Raw genomic sequence first — 16,498 nt, 5'->3', positions numbered from 1 at the left:
GGCGCCGGATGCAGCCGTGCTCAGAGGTCGCAGTGGTGCGCAGCGGCGGTGACCGTCGACTGGACGGCACCCGGGGCCAGGAGCAAGGTGGGGTGCAGGCCGTCGCCGAGGGGCGCATCGGTGTCGGCGAACTCGTAGGCGTCCACCGGCGCATACCGCGCGAGAACCGCTTCGGTGTCCCGGGCCGGACGGCGCACGGTCGCAATGCCAGAACCGATTGTGACCGCGCTGAAGGATCATCAGGCTGACCAAATGCGGGAGCACGAAGCCGCAGCGAACCTCTGGCAGGACGAAGGGTGGGGATTCGTCAGCGCGGCGGGCCGTCAGGGAAGTGATGGGCTGGAGCCACGTCGGAATGACGCAGCGATACCAGCACATGACAACCGAGCTGATGACCTCGATTACCGACCAAATCGGCGGGCTGCTCTGGTCGGACGAAGACGACGGTGACGACGGCTCAGCAGGGCAGCCGGTAGCCGTTTGATTCGCACGGCCACGCCGCGGCCTGGAAGCAACAGGCCGGGGTTGTGGTCGACACCCTTGCTAAAGCGCTGGTTAGGGCGAGGCCGGGTTGTCGAATTGCCGATTCTCTTCGCGCAACCGCGCCAATCTCCGCTCGCGCCGATGGTTGCGGAAACGCGACCAAACGAGAGCGATTCCGCCTACCGCAAGAAAGACAACGGTCTCAATGAGGTGATCTCAGCGACTTTCACGTGATCTTGCCGTGCTCGTAATGGGTGAGCACGAGCGAGGCTTTGACGATGTCACCGATCTTGCGTGGGCTCGCGGTGATGTGGCTCAGCGTTCGCCAGCGTCCGGTGAGCAGAGCGAAGCCGCGTTCGCCCAAACATCGCAGGCCCCGGAGCAGCGCGTTGTAGGTACGGTTGTCGATGTCAAGGACGTGGCCCTCGGCGGGTTGCCGGATCGGGGTGAACACTCCGATGCCGGCGCCGGTGTAGCCGCCATCGGCCAGCGTCGGCAGATCCAGTTGCGATGCCGCCCAGTACAAGGCGCCCAGCACGTGCTGCCGGGCTGCGGTCAGATCGTGGACCGAGCCGGGCTCGACGTCACTGACCCACCACGGAAACCCGGTCGGCGCCGAGAGCGCTTGAACGTTGCCACCGTGCTGGTGAGCTTTTCCCGAGTACCACGCGTCGATCTGCTTCCCTTTCACGCTGGTGGCCTGCTCGCCAGAACGGTCGGCGGAGAAGACCTTGCCGTCCAAGATCAGGTGGGTCATGCCGTCGTCTTTGGCTTTCCGCAATGCGTCGTGCAGATCCGGCGCCTGATCGGCGAGGACGGTAATGACCTCGTCCAGGTACCGGTAGCCGGTGGCGCGCGAGATCCCGTGATCACGGGCCAGTGCGGTGACATCGACGTGGTGACGGAACCAGCGCAGGCCCAGCACCGCCTGGGCGAAGCAGCTCAACGCGCGGGTCGTCTTGCGGGTGCCACGTCGGCGGCGCTCGGCATGCAGCAGTCTGCCCAGGTACTGAGCCAGTTCACCGGGCACGTCGAGGATGGCATGATAGGTGATCACGGGGAGCTTCCTGGTCCGGACTTGATCTTCGCAAATCCAGTCTTACCAGGGGCTCCCCGCCCGTCTTCCCAGGGCTCAGCTCAGCGTCCTGCAACCCGCCCGCATAGCCTTGCCTACGCTTTTTCGGCGTCCAACACCACAACTTGATGAGATCACCTCAATGGCTGCGAACTCGGCGCACCCAAGCAGATCTCCGAAGGTGTCAAGGAATGTCGCGACGAAGCCGCAGACCCACGTGACTGCCACGATGGCGAAGGTGTCACGAACCCGGCGGAGTGCTGCCACAGGACGACCCCCGTTCCCGTCCCGACGGTCCCGCCACAGGGGTCAACTGCAACCCTGGGCCTTCGCCGGGTGACGCCAGCAATGGCACCGCCCGGCAAAATCCCTGCTCAAGCGAGCGGAAGCGGAGGGATTTGAACCCCCGGTGGGTTGCCCCACGCTCGCTTTCAAGGCGAGTGCATTCGGCCGCTCTGCCACGCTTCCCGTAGGTGCAGGGTAGCTCCTCAGTCCGGCAGGTCCTTCAGGTGTTCGAGCACCCGCGTGAAGGCCGCGCTCATCACCAGTTGCTCCTCGGGCGTCAGCAGATCGATCAGGTGCCGCCGGACTCCGTGGACATGGGTGGGCGCCGCATCGGTCAGGAGGGCGTTGCCGGCCTGTGTCAGTTCCGCGATGACCCCTCGCTTGTCGTCGGGGTCGGGGACGCGGCGCACGAGACCCTCGGCCTCCATGCGGCCCACCTGGTGCGACAGCCGGCTCTTCGTCGAACCCAGCTCGTGCGCCAGGTCCGACATCCGCATCCGGCCACCGTCCTGGACGTCGAGCACCACGAGCACCTCGTAGTCGGTCAGTGACACGTCGTGCGCGTCGGTCAGCTCGCGGTGCAGGCGCTGACGCAACCGCAGCCAGGTCACGACGTACGCCCGCCACGCGCTCTGCTCCGGCGGCGTCAGCCAGCGCACATCACCCATGCCCGGGAACGATAGCGGTGAATGGCGATTATCCCCGGAAGTGGGATAACGGAACGGTTGAGACCGGCGCCCGAAAGGCGCATGCTGGAGAGCATCGGAGGACGAGCTCCGCGGCAACCGGCGCACTACCGGGTGCACCGCGCGGGACCCGCCGCCGGGGAAGGTCAGGTGGTTCAATGACGATTGATTCCCCGCGGTTGACTGCCGGCTGTGGACCCACGACCGGGATTTGGTGAACCTCAGCTCGGTCGCGACGTGAGCAGCACGGGTGTCAACGCCATGCGCTCGATCTACCTCTCGCGCATCACGGCGAGGATCTGGCCTGCATCGGTGCCACCTCTGCGTGAGCACCGGCAGAGCGAAACTCGCCGGCCTGAGAGGCAGCCAACCGCCCCAACAGTGACAACCTCGGTACAACCCCGGGTGCGGCCTCAAGGCGCCGCACCCGGGCCTTTTTGGCTAGGCTTCCGGAACCATGAGGTTCGATGACGACGCCGGGCTCGACACTTCCGAGGTTTCCGACCTCCGGGGCGGCGGTGGCGGAGGCGTAGGTCCCCGGGTGGCGCTCGGTGGCGGTGGGCTCGGCGTGGTGGGCGTGCTCATCTACTTCGTGCTCAGCCAGCTCGGCGGCGTGGGCACCACGGGCAGCAGCGACGTGGGGCTCGGCCAGCTCGGCTCCGGCCAGCAGGTCAGCGCCGGCAGCCTCTCCCAGGAGTGCCACACCGGCGCGGACGCCAACCGCAACCACGACTGCGCCGTCGTCGCGATGATCAACTCGATCCAGGACTACTGGACCGACCAGTTCGCCCGCTCCGGCCGGACCTACCGCAAGGCCACCACGAACTTCTTCAACGGCAGCGTTCGCACCGGCTGCGGTAGCGCCACCTCCGACACCGGGCCGTTCTACTGCCCGGCCGACTCCGAGGTCTACATCGACCTCTCCTTCTTCCAGGAGCTGCAAACCCGCTTCGGCGCCGAAGGCGGCCCCTTCCCCGAGGCGTACGTGCTGGCACACGAGTACGGCCACCACGTGCAGGACCTCCTCGGCACCTCCGACCGCGTCAGCAGCGGCAGCGGACCGACCTCCGGCTCGGTGCGCCTCGAACTGCAGGCCGACTGCTACGCCGGGGTCTGGGGCAAGCACGCCACCACCACACCTTCGTCGAGCGGCAGGCCCCTGATCACCGACGTGACGCAGGACGACGTGCAACGCGCGCTCGACACCGCGTCCCGCATCGGCGACGACTACATCCAGCAGAACCTCGGCAACGGGCGGATCGACACCTCACAGTTCACCCACGGCACCTCCGCCCAGCGCGAGAAGTGGTTCAACACCGGCTTCTCCACGGGCGACCCGGCGCGCTGCGACACCTTCGGCGCCCGCGATCTGGGCTGAATCCCACCCGCTCCCGCGATAGGGTCGGGCGTATGCGTGCGATCACCTTTCGTGAACCCGGCGGCCCCGAAGTCCTGGAGTGGACGGAGGTCCCGGATCCCGAACCCGGCCAGGGCGAGGTGCTCGTCGAGGTCGCCGCGAGTGCGGTGAACCGGGCCGACCTGCTGCAACGCCAGGGCCACTACCCGCCGCCGCCCGGCGCGAGCGACATCCTCGGCCTCGAATGCTCCGGCACGATCGCGGCCCTGGGCGAGGGCGTCGAGGGCTGGCAGGTCGGCGACGAGGTGTGCGCGCTGCTGGCGGGCGGCGGGTACGCCGAGAAGGTCGTCGTGCCGGCCGTGCAGCTGCTGCCCGTGCCCGCCGAGTTCGGCCTCGTGACGGCCGCGGCGCTGCCCGAGGTCGCGTGCACGGTCTGGTCGAACGTGGTCATGATCGCCCGGCTCACCGAGGGCGAGGTGCTGCTGGTACACGGCGGCGCCGGCGGCATCGGCACCCACGCGATCCAGGTCGGCAAGGCCCTCGGCGCGACTGTCGCGGTGACGGCGGGGTCCCCGGAGCGCCTGGAGCGCTGCCGCCAGCTCGGCGCCGACATCACCATCAACTACCGCGAGCAGGACTTCGTCGAGGTGCTGAAGAAGGAGACCGGCGGCGCCGACGTCATCCTCGACAACATGGGCGCGTCCTATCTGGACCGCAACATCGACGCGCTGGCGAGCAACGGGCGACTGGCGATCATCGGCATGCAGGGTGGCACCAAGACGGAGTTCAACCTCGGCAGGCTGATGGGCAAGCGCGCGAGCGTCTCCGGCACCACGCTGCGGGCCCGGCCGGTGGCGGAGAAGGGCGAGATCGTCGCCGAAGTGCGCGCGAACCTGTGGCCGCTGGTGGAGGACGGCTCGATCCAGCCCGTGGTCGGTCAGATACTCCCGATGGCCGAGGCCGGAAACGCACACCGCGCGCTCGACGAGGGTGGTGTGTTCGGGAAGGTGTTGCTGGCCGCGAAGGGCTAGCGGAGTTCTTCGAGGACGCGGACCAGCTGGTTGACCTCGAAGACGTTCGAGTAGTGGGCCAGGCCGATGCGCACCGCGCCACCGACCTCACCCACGCCGAGCGCCGCGAACACCCCGCTGGTCCCGTCGTCGGCGAACGCGCACAGGCCCTGTTCGGCCAGGTGGTCCGCGATCTCCGGCGCCTTCTTGCCCGCCACCGTGAAGGCGAGCGCGGGAATGCGACGCATCGCGTCGCCGATGACCATCACGTGCGGCAGCGCGCGCAGTTCCGAGCTCAGCTGCGCGAGAAGCCCGGCGTGGTAGGACTTCGCCGAGCCGAGCGAGGTCACCAGCCGCTCCCGCCGGGAGCCGGTGGCCGCGTCGTCGAGGCCGGCGAGGTAGTCGATCGACGCGATCAGCCCGGCCAGCAACGGGTACGCGTGCGGCCCGAGTTCGAGCCGCGCCGGACCCCGGACGTCCGGGTCGAGCGACGCCGAGGGCAGCCGCTCGATCATCTCCGGGTCGCGGAAGGCGAGCGCGCCCACGGCCGGCCCGCCCCACGACTGCGCGGACACCACGATCACGTCCGCGCCCAGCTCCGGCAGGTCGAGCGGGACGAACGGCGCGGCGTAGGTCGCGTCGACCACGACCAGGGCGCCGACCCGCTTCGCGAACTCGACCACCGTCGGCACGTCGGGCCGGGTGCCGACCGAGCCGGACGCGGCCGTGATGGCGACGGCCTTGGTGTGCGCGGAAATCAGGCTCTCGTACTGCCACGCGGGCAGCTCGCACGTCTCGATGTCGATCTCGCTCCAGCGCACGATGGCACCGATGCGCTTCGCCACGCGCTGCCACGGCACCAGATTCGCCTGCTCGTCGAGCCGCGACACGATGACCTCGTCGCCCAGCTGCCAGCGGTCGCTCACCGCCTCGACCAAGCGGCGCATCAGGACGGCGGCGCTCGGACCGAGCACGACACCGGCCGGGTCGGTGCCGACCAGGTCGGCCACCGCCCGCCGGGCAGCGGTCACTATGCTCTCCGCACGCTGGGATGCCGGGAACGCGCCACCGGGTCCGGAGACCGGGGCACGCATCGCCGTCGACACGGCCGAGGCCACCTGTTCGGGTACCAGCATTCCGGCAGGGCCGTCGAAGTGGATCCAGCCGTCACCCAGCGCGGGGAACAACCCACGAATTCGAGCGACGTCGAACGCCATGGGCACACCGTACGGAGGGGTAATTTCGCTGCGCGTCCGGGGTTGGGCTATGTGTATGCGGGACGCCCCGTGCCCGATCGGTCCTCTCGCGGCATGCTCCCGCGTCGCGCTTGCCCGTCCGGGCCTCGGGTGGGACACCCGGCCGCGGCGCAAGGACTAGGCTCGGGAACGTCGCACCAGCGTCGCCGAAGCCCATGGACGGAGTCATGACGGAGCCCAACAACTTCAATCCCCAGTCGGACGAGCAGGCGCAGCACGTGCTGGTGGTCGGCCCCGACGGTGCCCCGGTGGGCACGGCGCGGATGCCGGCGGGCGACGAGGAGTCCCAGGAATCCGTCGGTGACCTCGTCGAAGAGCCGGCCAAGGTGATGCGCATCGGGACGATGATCAAGCAGCTGCTCGAGGAGGTCCGCGCCGCGCCGCTGGACGACGCTAGCCGCAACCGGCTGCGCGAGATCCACCAGACGTCGGTCCGGGAGCTCGAGCAGGCGCTCGCGCCGGAGCTGCAGAGCGAGCTCGAACGCCTGGTGCAGCCGTTCACCGACGACTCGACCCCGTCGGACGCCGAGCTGCGGATCGCACAGGCCCAGCTGGTCGGCTGGCTGGAGGGGCTCTTCCACGGCATCCAGACAGCGCTGTTCGCGCAGCAGATGGCCGCTCGCGTGCAGTTGGAGCAGATGCGCCGAGGCCTGCCGCCGGGCACCTCCGGCCGCCCCGAAGGCCATGCTCCGGGAATCAGCGGCACCGGTCAGTACCTGTAGGTGTCAGGGCCGGCGCGAGCCCGATCGGCACCGCCGCGACGGTCGCCGACAGCGCCCGCCGCCGGTCGACCACCAGGACCACGCCGATCGCCAGCCGTCGGCGCCGTCGTGTACTTCACCAGGACGGCGAGCGCGGGGCCCAGTCCGCCGAGAACCGCGGCCACCCACAGTCTCTTCGGCCAGAGCGCGCCGGCGACCGCGGGCGTCGAGAAGACCCCGGCCACCCATTCCGGCTGCAGGAAGTCCCAGTTCGGCGAGAGGGCACAGACGGAACGAGGCTCATCGGCGCGAGGAGCAGCCGGTGCGCGAAGACCCCGACCGGGCCGATGTCGCTGGTGCGCAGAAATCCCAGCACGAACCGGATGTCGTGGTTCAGGCCGGTCCGGAACAAGGTGACGGCGACCGGGACCGCCGCCAGGAGGCCGCCGGCCAGGCCCCGCGACCGAACGCCGGACGGCCGGGGGCGCCGGGTCTGACCTCAGTTGCTGCGGTGACCATCCTTCGTCAACGCCTCTTCCACCCGGGCCAGGCGCTCCTCGTACTGCGCCACGGCAGAGACGCGGGCCCGGATACGTGCGTGTTCGGCCCGCGCGTCTTCCAGGTCCGGCGCGGCCTGCGCGTTGCCACCGCCCGGTCGTTCCAGCGTCGCGACCCGGCTGTCGATGCCCGCGACGTGCGCGGACAGGCGGTTGATCTCGTCGTCGTGCCACCGGACCCGGCCGTCGAGCTCGTCGGCCCGCCGGTCGGTGTGCCCACGCAGCTCGTCGCGGATCGCGTGCAGCTCCCCGCGCAACGCGTCCACCTGGCGGCGCAGGTCGTCCAGCTGCGGCACGTACCGCTGGTCGGCCACGTTCTCGATCCGCCAGCGAATCCGCTTCCACAGCGGGAACACGGCGACCTTGCCCAGCTTCTTCACGGTGCTCACGGGATCAACTCGATTTCTCCGTTGTCACGCCACGAGCGCAGCAGCGCGGACTCGGCGTGCAGGCGATGGTCTCCGGTCACGTTCACGTCCTGGCCCCACGCGTGCGCGAACGTCGTCTGCTCGGGCTTGTCGAGGATCGAGAACCCGGTGATCCGGATCCTGGCCTCGGGAAAGAGCCGGACGGCGAGGTAGACGACGAGCGTGCCGGTGGTCGCCCAGATCGCCTGCTCGGGGTCGAGCCCCAGCAGGCGCCCCAGCGGGCGCACGAACGGCCGGTTCGGGATCGGCACGAACCCCAGGTCCGTTGGCCACCAGCCGGGGATGATCTCGGGCTCCCAGTGCAGCCGTCCCGGCTCGGCCAGCAGGTAGAGCCGGGACTTGTAGTCGGCGAACGTGTGCGGGCTGACCAGCACGCCGCGGTGCACGACGACGACGTCGGTCTTGCGGCCGTACGCCGGCTGCCCGCCGGGCTCGTCGAGCGCGAACGTCGTCATCCGCAGCACGAGGTCACTGCCGTCGATCAGGGCGGCCCGTTCGGTGTCCGGGGTCAGCGGGGCGTTGCCCACCACTGTCAGGGTCTCGACCCGCCTGCCACGGGCGTACGAGGCGAGCAGGTCCCGGAGCACGTCGAGCTGTCGAGACGCGTCCGCCTGCTCCGGTGCAGCCTCTGCCAGGTGCACAGCTCCCACCCTTCACCGATCGACCGGGAGACTGTAACGAACCGCCCGTCGGGCGTCACACCCGGCGCAAACGGCGGCGCGGGGCCTCCTCGCCGGGGAACACGCGCTTGACACCGTCGCCGAGCGCCAGCTCGACGTTGCGGATGTCGCGGACCAGCCGCCGCAGGCCGTCAGGCTCCAGCGACGCGGCCTGGTCCGAGCCCCACATCGTCCGGTCCAGCGTGACGTGCCGCTCGACCAGGCACGCGCCCATGGCCACCGCGGCGATCGACACCTGCAGGCCGCGCTCGTGCCCGGAGTAGCCGATCGGCACGCCGAACCGGTCGGCCAGCGTGTTGATCATGCGGAGGTTCGCCTCTTCCGGCGGGCACGGGTACGTCGAGGTGGCGTGCAGCAGCACCAGCCGCTCGGTGCCCAGCACCTCGACCGCCGCGTCGATCTCGTCCATTGTGGACATACCGGTGGAGGCGATGATCGGCTTCCCGGTATCGCGCAACGCCTTCAGCAGTTCGATGTCGGTCAGCGAGGCCGAGGCCACCTTGTGCGTGACGACGTCGAACTTCTCCAGGAACTCCACGCTCGGCACGTCCCACGGCGAGGCGAACCAGGCGAGGCCCAGCTCGCGGCAGTACCCGTCGATCGCCTCGTACTCGGACTCGCCGAACTCCACGCGGTACCGGTAGTCGAGGTAGGTCATCTGCCCCCACGGGGTGTCGCGCAACGTGTCGCGCATGTCCGGCGGGGTCGCGATGTCGGGCGTCCGCTTCTGGAACTTGACCGCGTCCGCGCCGACGTTCGCGGCGAGCTCGATCAACCGCTTGGCGATCTCCACATCGCCGTTGTGGTTGATGCCGATCTCCGCGACGGTGTACACCGGGTGCCCCGCGCCGAGAACTCGGTCGCCGATCCGCACGGCAGAAGTCACTGTTCTTTCCTCCGTTCGACTGCGTGCAGGACGAGATCGGCCACCTCGCGGACCGCACCGGACCCGCCGGGCCTGCTCAGCACCAGGCGAGCCGCGTTGCGGACCTCGGGCCGCGCGTCCTGCACCGCGATGGGCCAGCCGACCAGGGCCATCGCCTCCAGGTCGCGCAGGTCGTTGCCGACGAACGCGACCCGGGCGGGGTCCAGCCGCTGCTCGGCGAGCCAGTTCTTGAGCACGGCGGCCTTGTCGCCGACGCCGTGCAGCACCTCCGCGCCGAGCTTCGCCGCCCTGGCGGCGACCACCGGGTTCCGCTCGACGGACAGGATCATCAGCGGGATCCCGGCGGCGAGCAGGCGCGCGACGCCCGCCCCGTCGGACCGGCTGACCATGACGCCCTCGGTGCCGTCCTGCAGCACCAGCGCGCGGTCGTCGGTGTGCACGCCGTCGAAGTCGGTGACCACGGCGTCCACGTCGACCTCGGCGGATGACGGCTCGATCGTCGCCGCCAGCGCGCGGGCGATCGCGAGGTCTTCGGGGGTGTCGATCTCGATGGCGTGCTTCGCGGGCGTCTCCACGAGCCCGATGCGCCCGAAGAACCGGTGCCGCGCCGCGCGGAAGCCGGGAACGCGCATCCCGTACACCGCACCGGTTTCGCGGAACTCCGGCGTGCGCTCCTGACGCCGCGGCCGTACCGCCGCGTCGTGGTTCACCGCGACCGCACCGCCTTCGTCGTCGCGCTGCCACAGGAACTCGTGCACGCGTACGGCCGTGAAGGCGCAGTCCCAGCCCTCGTCGAGGATCTGCGAGACGACGTTGTCGACCGTCTCGGTGGCGATGAACGGCGAAGTGCACTGCACGAGCAGTACCACCTCGGGGGCGTACCCGTGCTCTTCCTCGAACACGTCCAGCGAGTGCAACAGAACCGCTTCCGAGGACACCACGTCGCCCGACAGTTCGTCCGGACGCGGCAGCACGGCGGCACCCACCGCCCGCGCGGCCGCGCCGATCTCGGTGCTGTCGGTGCTGACGACGACCTCGTCGACCCGGGCGGACGAGCGCAGTGCCCGCACCGCCCGCGCGATCAGCGGGTCCTCGCCAACCTTCGCGAGGTTCTTCCCCGGCACACCCTTCGAGCCGCCCCGCGCGGGTACGACCGCCAGGACGCGGGTCCCCTCTCGTTCAGCCACGTGGGTGAGGGTACGGAACCCGCTCATCGGCCGCCGAAGAGGCGCTCCCAGTTCTCCTTGCTGGTCAGCTGCGGCTGCGCCTCGTGGTAGCGGCGGACCGTCTGGTCCCCCTCCTGCCGCAACCGCCACAGCACTGCCAGGCCCTGCTTGCCGAGCCTGGTCATCAGCTTCTTGTCCAGCCGGCGCACCCGCACACCCGTCTGCGAGGAGTCGGTGACGACCGCCGTGCGGAACAGCGACACGTGCCACCAGTGCTCGTCACCGGCGCGGACCGCCGCGCTGCCGCCCGGCTTGTCCAGGTACTGCATGGCCAGGCGCTTGAGCATCACCAGCGTCGGCCTCGACGGCTCGAAGCCCGCGCGCACGATCGGCATGTGGTCGGCCCGGACACCGGCGCGCGCCGCGGGCACGATGTGGGTCTCGGGGTACTCGGCACGCAGCATCCGGATCGCCTGCACCACGTTCGCACCGCCGTCGGCCAGGCCGGCGGGGCCGTCCAGGAAGTCCTCGATCGCCTTGATCATGGTCGCAGCCAGGCCGTACTGCATCGAGGCCAGCGTCTCCATGAACTCGTTGAGCAGGAACTGGAACATGTCCTTGGGCTGCAGCTGGTGGTGCAGCGCCGCGGTGATCAGGCCGTTGCGGTAGTGGAAGTAGCGGGCCCAGTCGTCCCAGCCCTTCCAGTGCAGGTCCTGGTGCCAGACCCCGGCGCCGGGCAGGGTCACGGTGAAGAAGCCCGCGCCGCGCGCCCGCAGGCCGTACTCGACGTCGTCCCACTGGAAGAAGATCGGCAGCGGGTAGCCGATGGCCCGCACGACCTCGGCGGGGATCAGGCAGCACCACCACGCGTTGTGCGTGGCGTCGACGCGGCGGTCCTGGTTGTGCTCGAGCATGCTGCGCTGCGACAGCGAGTCCGTGCGGTCGATCCCGGCACGAAGCTTCGGCAGGTTCGCGATGTCCGCGTCGACGAACAGCTGGTCGGGGTGCAGCTCGCACAGGTTCTGGCCACCCACCACGGCGGGCTCGGTGGTGGAGTTGGCGAGCGCGCTGATCCGCAGGATGGTGTCGGACTCGAGCTTGATGTCGTCGTCCATCAGCAGGACGTGCGCGTCCTCGCCGCCCGGGGCCTCGAGCGTCTCGTACATGCCGCGGGTGAAGCCGCCGGCACCGCCGAGGTTGGGCTGGCGGACGTAGCGGAGCTTGTCACCGAGCAGCTCCTTGACGTACGCGAAGCGCTCGCGCGACTCCACGGTGTCGGTGCCCTGGTCGGTGACGTGCACCGCGGCGACGTAGTCGCGGACGGCCGGGTCTTCGGCCAGCTCGGTCAGCGTCTCGATGCAGTAGTCGGCGCGGTTGTGCGTGCAGATGACCACCGAGACCGGGCGCGGCGCCTTCGCGCTCGCCACCGTCCAGCGCACGTCCTCCACGACCAGGCGCTCGCCGCCGGTCTCGATGTCGAGCCACAGCGCGCCACCGTCGACGAACCGGTCGATCGGCGCGGTCAGCCGGACGGTCTCGTGGTCGGCGCCCTCGACGACGGTGCTCGCCGCCGTGCGGGAGTCGCCCTTGCTGTCCGACGCGCTGATCAGCAGCTTGCCCGAGCCGGTGACCACGGCCTCGACGTCGCAGGTCGCGACCTCGGTGTAGCGCTGCCAGTAGCTCGCCGGAAAGCGGCCGAAGTAGGTGTTGGTGGTGACGTACGCGTGCGGCTCGACGGTCACCCGGTCACGTTCGGTGACAACCGCACCCAGCGTCGCGGCCGCGTACATCGCGTCCGGAGCGGGGAAGGAGCGCGCGGCGAAGAACGTGCGCTGCGCCAGCAGCCGCCCCGGCTCGCCGCCCTGGCTTCCCGACCGGTTCTCCGGCTCGGCAACCGCGTTCTGGGTCATGTCGCTCGACACCCCGCTTCAGATTTTGTGTTTGTCGAAACAGCGGAGGCTACGGCGCCTCGGCGGAAGGTGGATCACACGCTACCGGGCACAAGCGGCCAGGAATTATCCGCCCCGAAAGAGTGACGCCCCAGGTGGCAGGAGGTTGCCCGCCCTCAACGGGACCCCCCGGTTCCGGTCGCTACCCTGAGGCAGTGCACGCCACCAGCACGGTCGACACGGCCAGCGATCCTGTGACAAACGGTCCACGGCGGATCCCGCCCTCGGCGAACAGCCGTTCCTTCGCGCGCGCGTTCGAGGACATCCGCGAGGGGTTTTCGCAGCGTGAGCTGTGGAGTCACCTGGGCTGGCAGGACATCAAGCAGCGCTACCGCCGGTCGGTGATCGGCCCGTTCTGGATCACCATCAGCCAGGGCGTCATCTCCCTCGGCCTCGGCCTGCTGTACTCACAGTTGTGGGGCCTGCACACCTCGACGTTCCTGCCCTACATCTCCACCGGGTTCATCGTCTGGACCTTCATCAGCGGCTGCCTGTCGGAGGGCATGGAGACCTTCATCTCCAACGAGGGCCTGATCAAGCAGATCCGCGCGCCGTTGACGGTGTACGCGCTGCGCACGGTGTGGCGGCAGACGCTGATGTTCGCGCACAACCTGATCGTCGTGGTCATCATCGACGCGATCTTCTTCGGCTCGCTGAGCCACTCGTACGGTCTCACCACGGGCACCTGCGGGCCGGACTCACCGATCTGTCACCCGGGCCTGGGCCTGTACTCGCTGAGCGCGATCCCCGCGTTCTTCCTGCTGGCGTTCAACGCCTGGTGGATCACGCTACTGCTCGGCATCATCTCGACCCGCTACCGGGACATCCCGCAGGTGATCAACTCGCTGATCCAGCTGCTGTTCTACATGACCCCGATCGTCTGGCCCATCGACCAGCTGTACGGCCACGGCGCCCGCTCGGCACTCGCCTCGTGGGTGGTGCCGATCGTGCACCTGAACCCCTTCTACCACTTCGTCCAGATCCTGCGTGCGCCGTTGATCGGACAGGCCGTCAACCCCTGGAGCTGGGTCGTCGTCGGCGGGATCACCGTCGTGGGCTGGTTGCTCGCCCTCGTCGCGATGCGCAACTACCGGGCCCGCGTCTCCTACTGGGTGTGAGAACTAGACATGGTCAACATTGAAGTCAACAACGCGTACGTCGATTTCCCGATCTTCGACGCGAAGACCCGGTCGCTGAAGAAGCGGGTGCTCGGCAAGGTCGGCGGCAAGATCGGCACGGACAGCAGGGTGCCGGTGATCGAGGCGCTGCAGGACGTGTCGCTGGCGCTCAAGGACGGCGACCGCGTCGGCCTCGTCGGGCACAACGGCGCCGGCAAGTCCACGCTGCTGCGGTTGCTGTCGGGCATCTACGAGCCCACCCGCGGCACCGCCCGGGTGGAGGGCAAGGTCGCGCCGGTGTTCGACCTGGGCATCGGGATGGACCCGGAGATCTCCGGCTACGAGAACATCATGATCCGCGGCCTCTTCCTCGGCATGACCCGCAAGCAGATGGAGAAGCGGGTCGACGACATCGCGGACTTCACCGAGCTCGGCGACTACCTCTCGATGCCGCTGCGGACGTACTCGACCGGTATGCGCGTGCGCCTGGCGCTCGGCGTGGTCACCACGATCGACCCCGAGATCCTGATCCTCGACGAGGGCATCGGCGCCGTCGACGCGGCGTTCCTGAACAAGGCCCGCGACCGGCTCGTGGATCTCGTGCGCCGCTCCGGCCTGTTGGTCTTCGCCTCGCACGCCGACGACCTACTGTTGGAGCTGTGCACCACGGCCATCTGGATGGACGAGGGCCGGATGCGCATGCAGGGCTCCCTGCGCGAGGTCCTGACCGCCTACAAGGGGCGGGACCCCTACGAGAGCATCAGCGCGGAGACGGCCGCCCGGATCGGGGCCGAGCACGTGGTGACAGTCAAAGGCGGTGAGTGAGCATGAGCAGTCCCGAGCAGGCGCCGCTCGGCAAGGGTGCCGTGGTGGCCGTCGTGGTCACCAGGCACCGGCGTGACCTGCTCGCGGACTCGCTCAAGGTGATCGCCGCGCAGACCCGGCCGGTCGACCACCTCGTGGTCGTCGACAACGGGCCGGACCAGCCCGCGCGCGCGGTCGTCGAGTCCTATCCGCTGCCGTACACCTACCTGCCCTCGCACCGGAACCTCGGTGGCGCGGGCGGGTTCGCGCTGGGCATGCTGCACGCGCTGTCACTGGGCGCGGACTGGGTGTGGCTGGCGGACGACGACGGCAGGCCCGCCGACGAGACCGTCCTCGAGGTGCTGCTGACGGAGGCCGACAAGCGCGGCCTGGCCGAGGTGTCGCCGGTGGTGACGAACATCGACGCGCCCGCGAAGCTGGCGTTCCCGCTGCGGCGGGGCCTGACCTGGAAGCGGTCCTCGGCGGAGCTGGGCGCCGACTTCCTGCCCGGGATCGCCTCGCTGTTCAACGGCGCGCTGTTCCGCGCGTCCACGCTGGACGTCGTCGGCGTGCCGGACCTGCGGCTGTTCTTCCGCGGTGACGAGGTCGAGGTGCACCGGCGGCTGGCGCGGTCGGGGCTGCCGTTCGGCACGTCGCTGAAGGCGTCCTACCTGCACCCCGACGGCTCGGACGAGTTCAAGCCGATGCTCGGCGGGCGGTTCCACGCGCAGGACCCGGAGAACGAGGTCAAGCGCTACTACACCTACCGCAACCGGGGTTATCTGCTGTCGCAGCCCGGGATGCGCAAGATCGGCGCCCTCGAGGTGATCCGGTTCGGGCTGTACTTCGTGGGCGTCAAGCGTGACCCGAAGGCGTTCCTGCAGTGGCTGAAGCTGGTGCGGCAGGGGCAGCGGGAGAAGTTCTTCCGCTACTGATACGGCTGCAGCTGCTCGAACAGGTGGTGCGCGATCCGTGCGTTGTCCGCGGGCGCGTAGGTGACCCAGCTCTGACCGTCCTCCGCGTCGCGTGAGGTGACGAAGTAGCGGCCCTCTTCGGTGTCGAACCAGGCGGTCGGGGTCAGCCGGTGGGCCTGCACGACGGCGCTGAACTGGCCGATCCGCAGCTTGGGCTTCTGGAAGATGCGCTCGACCATGCGCAACTGGGCCGGCGCCGTCGAGCGCGGCTTGCTCACGTTGGCGAACGGGTCGTAGCTGTTGTCGTCGTCGAGGCGGTGCTTCGCGCGCTTCGCCGGCTTCGACACGGTGACCGACTGGCCGGCGGCCGCCGGGGTGAGCGGCAGCAGGTCGACGATGCCGGGCACGATCGCCGTCGGGCGGGCGTCGGTGAAGATCACCGAGTTCTGGTCCTGCTTGGCGACCACCGCGTACTGCCCGTTCGACACGGCGCGGGCGAACAGCTGCTTGCCCTCCTCCAGCTGAGCGACGGCGGTGATCGCGACGGGCGCTTTGGTGAAGGTGTGCAGCGCCAGCTCCAGGTCCGGGTCGAGTCGGCCGCGGCCGGCGAGGCCACGGGATTCGAGCTCACGGAACACCGCTCCGCGCACCTGTGCCCGCTGGGTGCTCGACGTGCCGATGTAGGGCACCTCGAACGGCGCGGGCGCCCGCCCGAGCTTCATGTGCTCGAGCAGCACGTCCAGCGCCGCCAGCGACAGCGAGAACTGGTGTGGCATCGACGTTCCCCCTCGGAAATGGTCCCTGCAGCACGTTAGCGGATCAGCTGCGTTTTCGGACTCTCTCAGCCGTCAGCGAACCCGGTTGCAGTACAAGATCGGAAACTGGTGTTCTGGAAGCATGGCCGAAACCAAACCCGCACTCGTCCTGCACCTCGCCACCGGCGGCGAACCACTGGTGTTCGCCCTGCCCGGGGAAGGTGCGGAAGAACTCGCATCGAAACTGCCCCTGCTGCTCGAACACGGTTCCACGGAATCAGTGCAGACCAAAGACGAATCCCGTATTTCCGTCAATTTCGCGCACGTCGCCGTCGCCTATATCGACGACCTGCAGCGAAAAGGCAAGGTGTTCGGTCTGCACTGATCC

At 69.2% G+C, this 16,498-nt stretch carries 17 protein-coding genes and 1 tRNA gene; 7 read left to right on the top strand and 11 right to left on the bottom strand.

Going from position 1 to position 16,498, the window contains the following annotated elements; genetic code table 11:
- Positions 1 to 20: 20 nt before the first annotated feature.
- The 4 genes from LWP59_RS01020 to LWP59_RS01005 form a co-directional block, all read right to left on the bottom strand.
- Positions 21 to 197, bottom strand: a complete 177-nt coding sequence (locus LWP59_RS01020) for a hypothetical protein (protein WP_186383009.1) — start codon at positions 195 to 197, stop codon at positions 21 to 23.
- A gap of 512 nt (positions 198 to 709) precedes the next feature.
- Positions 710 to 1,540, bottom strand: coding sequence for a transposase family protein (locus LWP59_RS01015; protein WP_144632601.1), 831 nt, complete (start codon positions 1,538 to 1,540; stop codon positions 710 to 712).
- Positions 1,541 to 1,941: 401 nt separating this feature from the next.
- Positions 1,942 to 2,026: transfer RNA gene (locus LWP59_RS01010), tRNA-Ser, on the bottom strand.
- 20 nt (positions 2,027 to 2,046) lie between these two features.
- A complete protein-coding gene (locus LWP59_RS01005) occupies positions 2,047 to 2,511 on the bottom strand; it encodes a MarR family winged helix-turn-helix transcriptional regulator (RefSeq protein ID WP_144632598.1) in 465 nt (154 codons plus the stop codon).
- A gap of 475 nt (positions 2,512 to 2,986) precedes the next feature.
- Here LWP59_RS01005 and ypfJ point away from each other — a divergent pair, with 475 nt between their 5' ends.
- Positions 2,987 to 3,907, top strand: a complete 921-nt coding sequence (ypfJ, locus tag LWP59_RS01000; RefSeq protein ID WP_144632595.1) for a KPN_02809 family neutral zinc metallopeptidase — start codon at positions 2,987 to 2,989, stop codon at positions 3,905 to 3,907.
- 32 nt (positions 3,908 to 3,939) lie between these two features.
- A complete protein-coding gene (locus LWP59_RS00995; RefSeq protein ID WP_144632592.1) occupies positions 3,940 to 4,917 on the top strand; it encodes an NAD(P)H-quinone oxidoreductase in 978 nt (325 codons plus the stop codon).
- Here the strand turns inward: LWP59_RS00995 and LWP59_RS00990 are convergent.
- The gene (locus tag LWP59_RS00990; protein ID WP_144632589.1) at positions 4,914 to 6,113 is read right to left on the bottom strand and encodes a cysteine desulfurase-like protein; all 1,200 of its coding nucleotides are present in this window, start codon (positions 6,111 to 6,113) and stop codon (positions 4,914 to 4,916) included. The genes LWP59_RS00995 and LWP59_RS00990 overlap by 4 nt on opposite strands.
- A gap of 206 nt (positions 6,114 to 6,319) precedes the next feature.
- Between LWP59_RS00990 and LWP59_RS00985 the strand changes: the two genes are divergently transcribed.
- On the top strand, positions 6,320 to 6,874 hold the full coding sequence (locus LWP59_RS00985; protein WP_186383008.1) for a bacterial proteasome activator family protein: 555 nt from the start codon (positions 6,320 to 6,322) through the stop codon (positions 6,872 to 6,874).
- A 478-nt stretch (positions 6,875 to 7,352) separates the two neighbouring features.
- On the opposite strand, the gene LWP59_RS00980 is transcribed toward LWP59_RS00985, so the two are convergent.
- The 5 genes from LWP59_RS00980 to LWP59_RS00960 are packed head-to-tail and all read right to left on the bottom strand — an operon-like array spanning position 7,353 to position 12,480.
- Positions 7,353 to 7,799, bottom strand: a complete 447-nt coding sequence (locus tag LWP59_RS00980; protein ID WP_144632583.1) for a hypothetical protein — start codon at positions 7,797 to 7,799, stop codon at positions 7,353 to 7,355.
- On the bottom strand, positions 7,796 to 8,479 hold the full coding sequence (locus tag LWP59_RS00975) for a hypothetical protein (protein ID WP_229857353.1): 684 nt from the start codon (positions 8,477 to 8,479) through the stop codon (positions 7,796 to 7,798). Before LWP59_RS00975 ends, LWP59_RS00980 begins: the two co-directional genes overlap by 4 nt.
- A 55-nt stretch (positions 8,480 to 8,534) precedes the next feature.
- Positions 8,535 to 9,404 (bottom strand): N-acetylneuraminate synthase family protein, encoded by an 870-nt coding sequence (locus LWP59_RS00970; RefSeq protein ID WP_144632580.1) that lies wholly within the window; start codon positions 9,402 to 9,404, stop codon positions 8,535 to 8,537.
- A complete protein-coding gene (locus LWP59_RS00965; protein ID WP_229857354.1) occupies positions 9,401 to 10,591 on the bottom strand; it encodes an acylneuraminate cytidylyltransferase in 1,191 nt (396 codons plus the stop codon). The genes LWP59_RS00970 and LWP59_RS00965 overlap by 4 nt, the downstream gene beginning before the upstream one ends.
- 23 nt (positions 10,592 to 10,614) lie before the next feature.
- Positions 10,615 to 12,480 carry a glycosyltransferase gene (locus LWP59_RS00960; RefSeq protein ID WP_144632574.1) on the bottom strand — a complete coding sequence of 622 codons (1,866 nt, stop codon included), beginning with the start codon at positions 12,478 to 12,480 and terminating at the stop codon, positions 10,615 to 10,617.
- A 194-nt stretch (positions 12,481 to 12,674) separates the two neighbouring features.
- On the opposite strand from LWP59_RS00960, the gene wzm reads away from it, so the two are divergent.
- From wzm to glfT1, 3 genes are read left to right on the top strand one after another with little or no spacing between them, the layout of a single operon-like run.
- Complete coding sequence (gene wzm / locus LWP59_RS00955) at positions 12,675 to 13,637, top strand: galactan export ABC transporter permease subunit Wzm/RfbD (protein ID WP_144632571.1); 963 nt, start codon at positions 12,675 to 12,677, stop codon at positions 13,635 to 13,637.
- Positions 13,638 to 13,646: 9 nt separating this feature from the next.
- Positions 13,647 to 14,462 carry a galactan export ABC transporter ATP-binding subunit Wzt/RfbE gene (wzt, locus tag LWP59_RS00950; protein WP_144632568.1) on the top strand — a complete coding sequence of 272 codons (816 nt, stop codon included), beginning with the start codon at positions 13,647 to 13,649 and terminating at the stop codon, positions 14,460 to 14,462.
- Between the two features lie 2 nt (positions 14,463 to 14,464).
- Complete coding sequence (gene glfT1 / locus LWP59_RS00945) at positions 14,465 to 15,376, top strand: galactofuranosyltransferase GlfT1 (protein ID WP_144632565.1); 912 nt, start codon at positions 14,465 to 14,467, stop codon at positions 15,374 to 15,376.
- Here the strand turns inward: glfT1 and LWP59_RS00940 are convergent.
- On the bottom strand, positions 15,370 to 16,131 hold the full coding sequence (locus tag LWP59_RS00940; RefSeq protein ID WP_144632562.1) for an ESX secretion-associated protein EspG: 762 nt from the start codon (positions 16,129 to 16,131) through the stop codon (positions 15,370 to 15,372). The genes glfT1 and LWP59_RS00940 overlap by 7 nt on opposite strands.
- A 121-nt stretch (positions 16,132 to 16,252) precedes the next feature.
- On the opposite strand from LWP59_RS00940, the gene LWP59_RS00935 reads away from it, so the two are divergent.
- A complete protein-coding gene (locus tag LWP59_RS00935) occupies positions 16,253 to 16,495 on the top strand; it encodes a hypothetical protein (protein WP_144632559.1) in 243 nt (80 codons plus the stop codon).
- Positions 16,496 to 16,498 lie beyond the last annotated feature (3 nt).

Source organism: Amycolatopsis acidiphila, from assembly GCF_021391495.1.
Taxonomy (GTDB): domain Bacteria; phylum Actinomycetota; class Actinomycetes; order Mycobacteriales; family Pseudonocardiaceae; genus Amycolatopsis_E; species Amycolatopsis_E acidiphila.
This window is presented reverse-complemented; position numbering and strand designations above follow the sequence as displayed.

Excerpts from the sequence above, each read along its gene's own strand:
- LWP59_RS01005 (WP_144632598.1), bottom strand. The coding sequence starts at position 2,511 with ATGGGTGATGTGCGCTGGCTGACGCCGCCGGAGCAGAGCGCGTGGCGG.
- ypfJ (WP_144632595.1), top strand. The coding sequence starts at position 2,987 with ATGAGGTTCGATGACGACGCCGGGCTCGACACTTCCGAGGTTTCCGAC.
- LWP59_RS00995 (WP_144632592.1), top strand. The coding sequence starts at position 3,940 with ATGCGTGCGATCACCTTTCGTGAACCCGGCGGCCCCGAAGTCCTGGAG.
- LWP59_RS00990 (WP_144632589.1), bottom strand. The coding sequence starts at position 6,113 with ATGGCGTTCGACGTCGCTCGAATTCGTGGGTTGTTCCCCGCGCTGGGT.
- LWP59_RS00985 (WP_186383008.1), top strand. The coding sequence starts at position 6,320 with ATGACGGAGCCCAACAACTTCAATCCCCAGTCGGACGAGCAGGCGCAG.
- LWP59_RS00960 (WP_144632574.1), bottom strand. The coding sequence starts at position 12,480 with ATGACCCAGAACGCGGTTGCCGAGCCGGAGAACCGGTCGGGAAGCCAG.
- wzt (WP_144632568.1), top strand. The coding sequence starts at position 13,647 with ATGGTCAACATTGAAGTCAACAACGCGTACGTCGATTTCCCGATCTTC.
- glfT1 (WP_144632565.1), top strand. The coding sequence starts at position 14,465 with ATGAGCAGTCCCGAGCAGGCGCCGCTCGGCAAGGGTGCCGTGGTGGCC.
- LWP59_RS00940 (WP_144632562.1), bottom strand. The coding sequence starts at position 16,131 with ATGCCACACCAGTTCTCGCTGTCGCTGGCGGCGCTGGACGTGCTGCTC.
- LWP59_RS00935 (WP_144632559.1), top strand. The coding sequence starts at position 16,253 with ATGGCCGAAACCAAACCCGCACTCGTCCTGCACCTCGCCACCGGCGGC.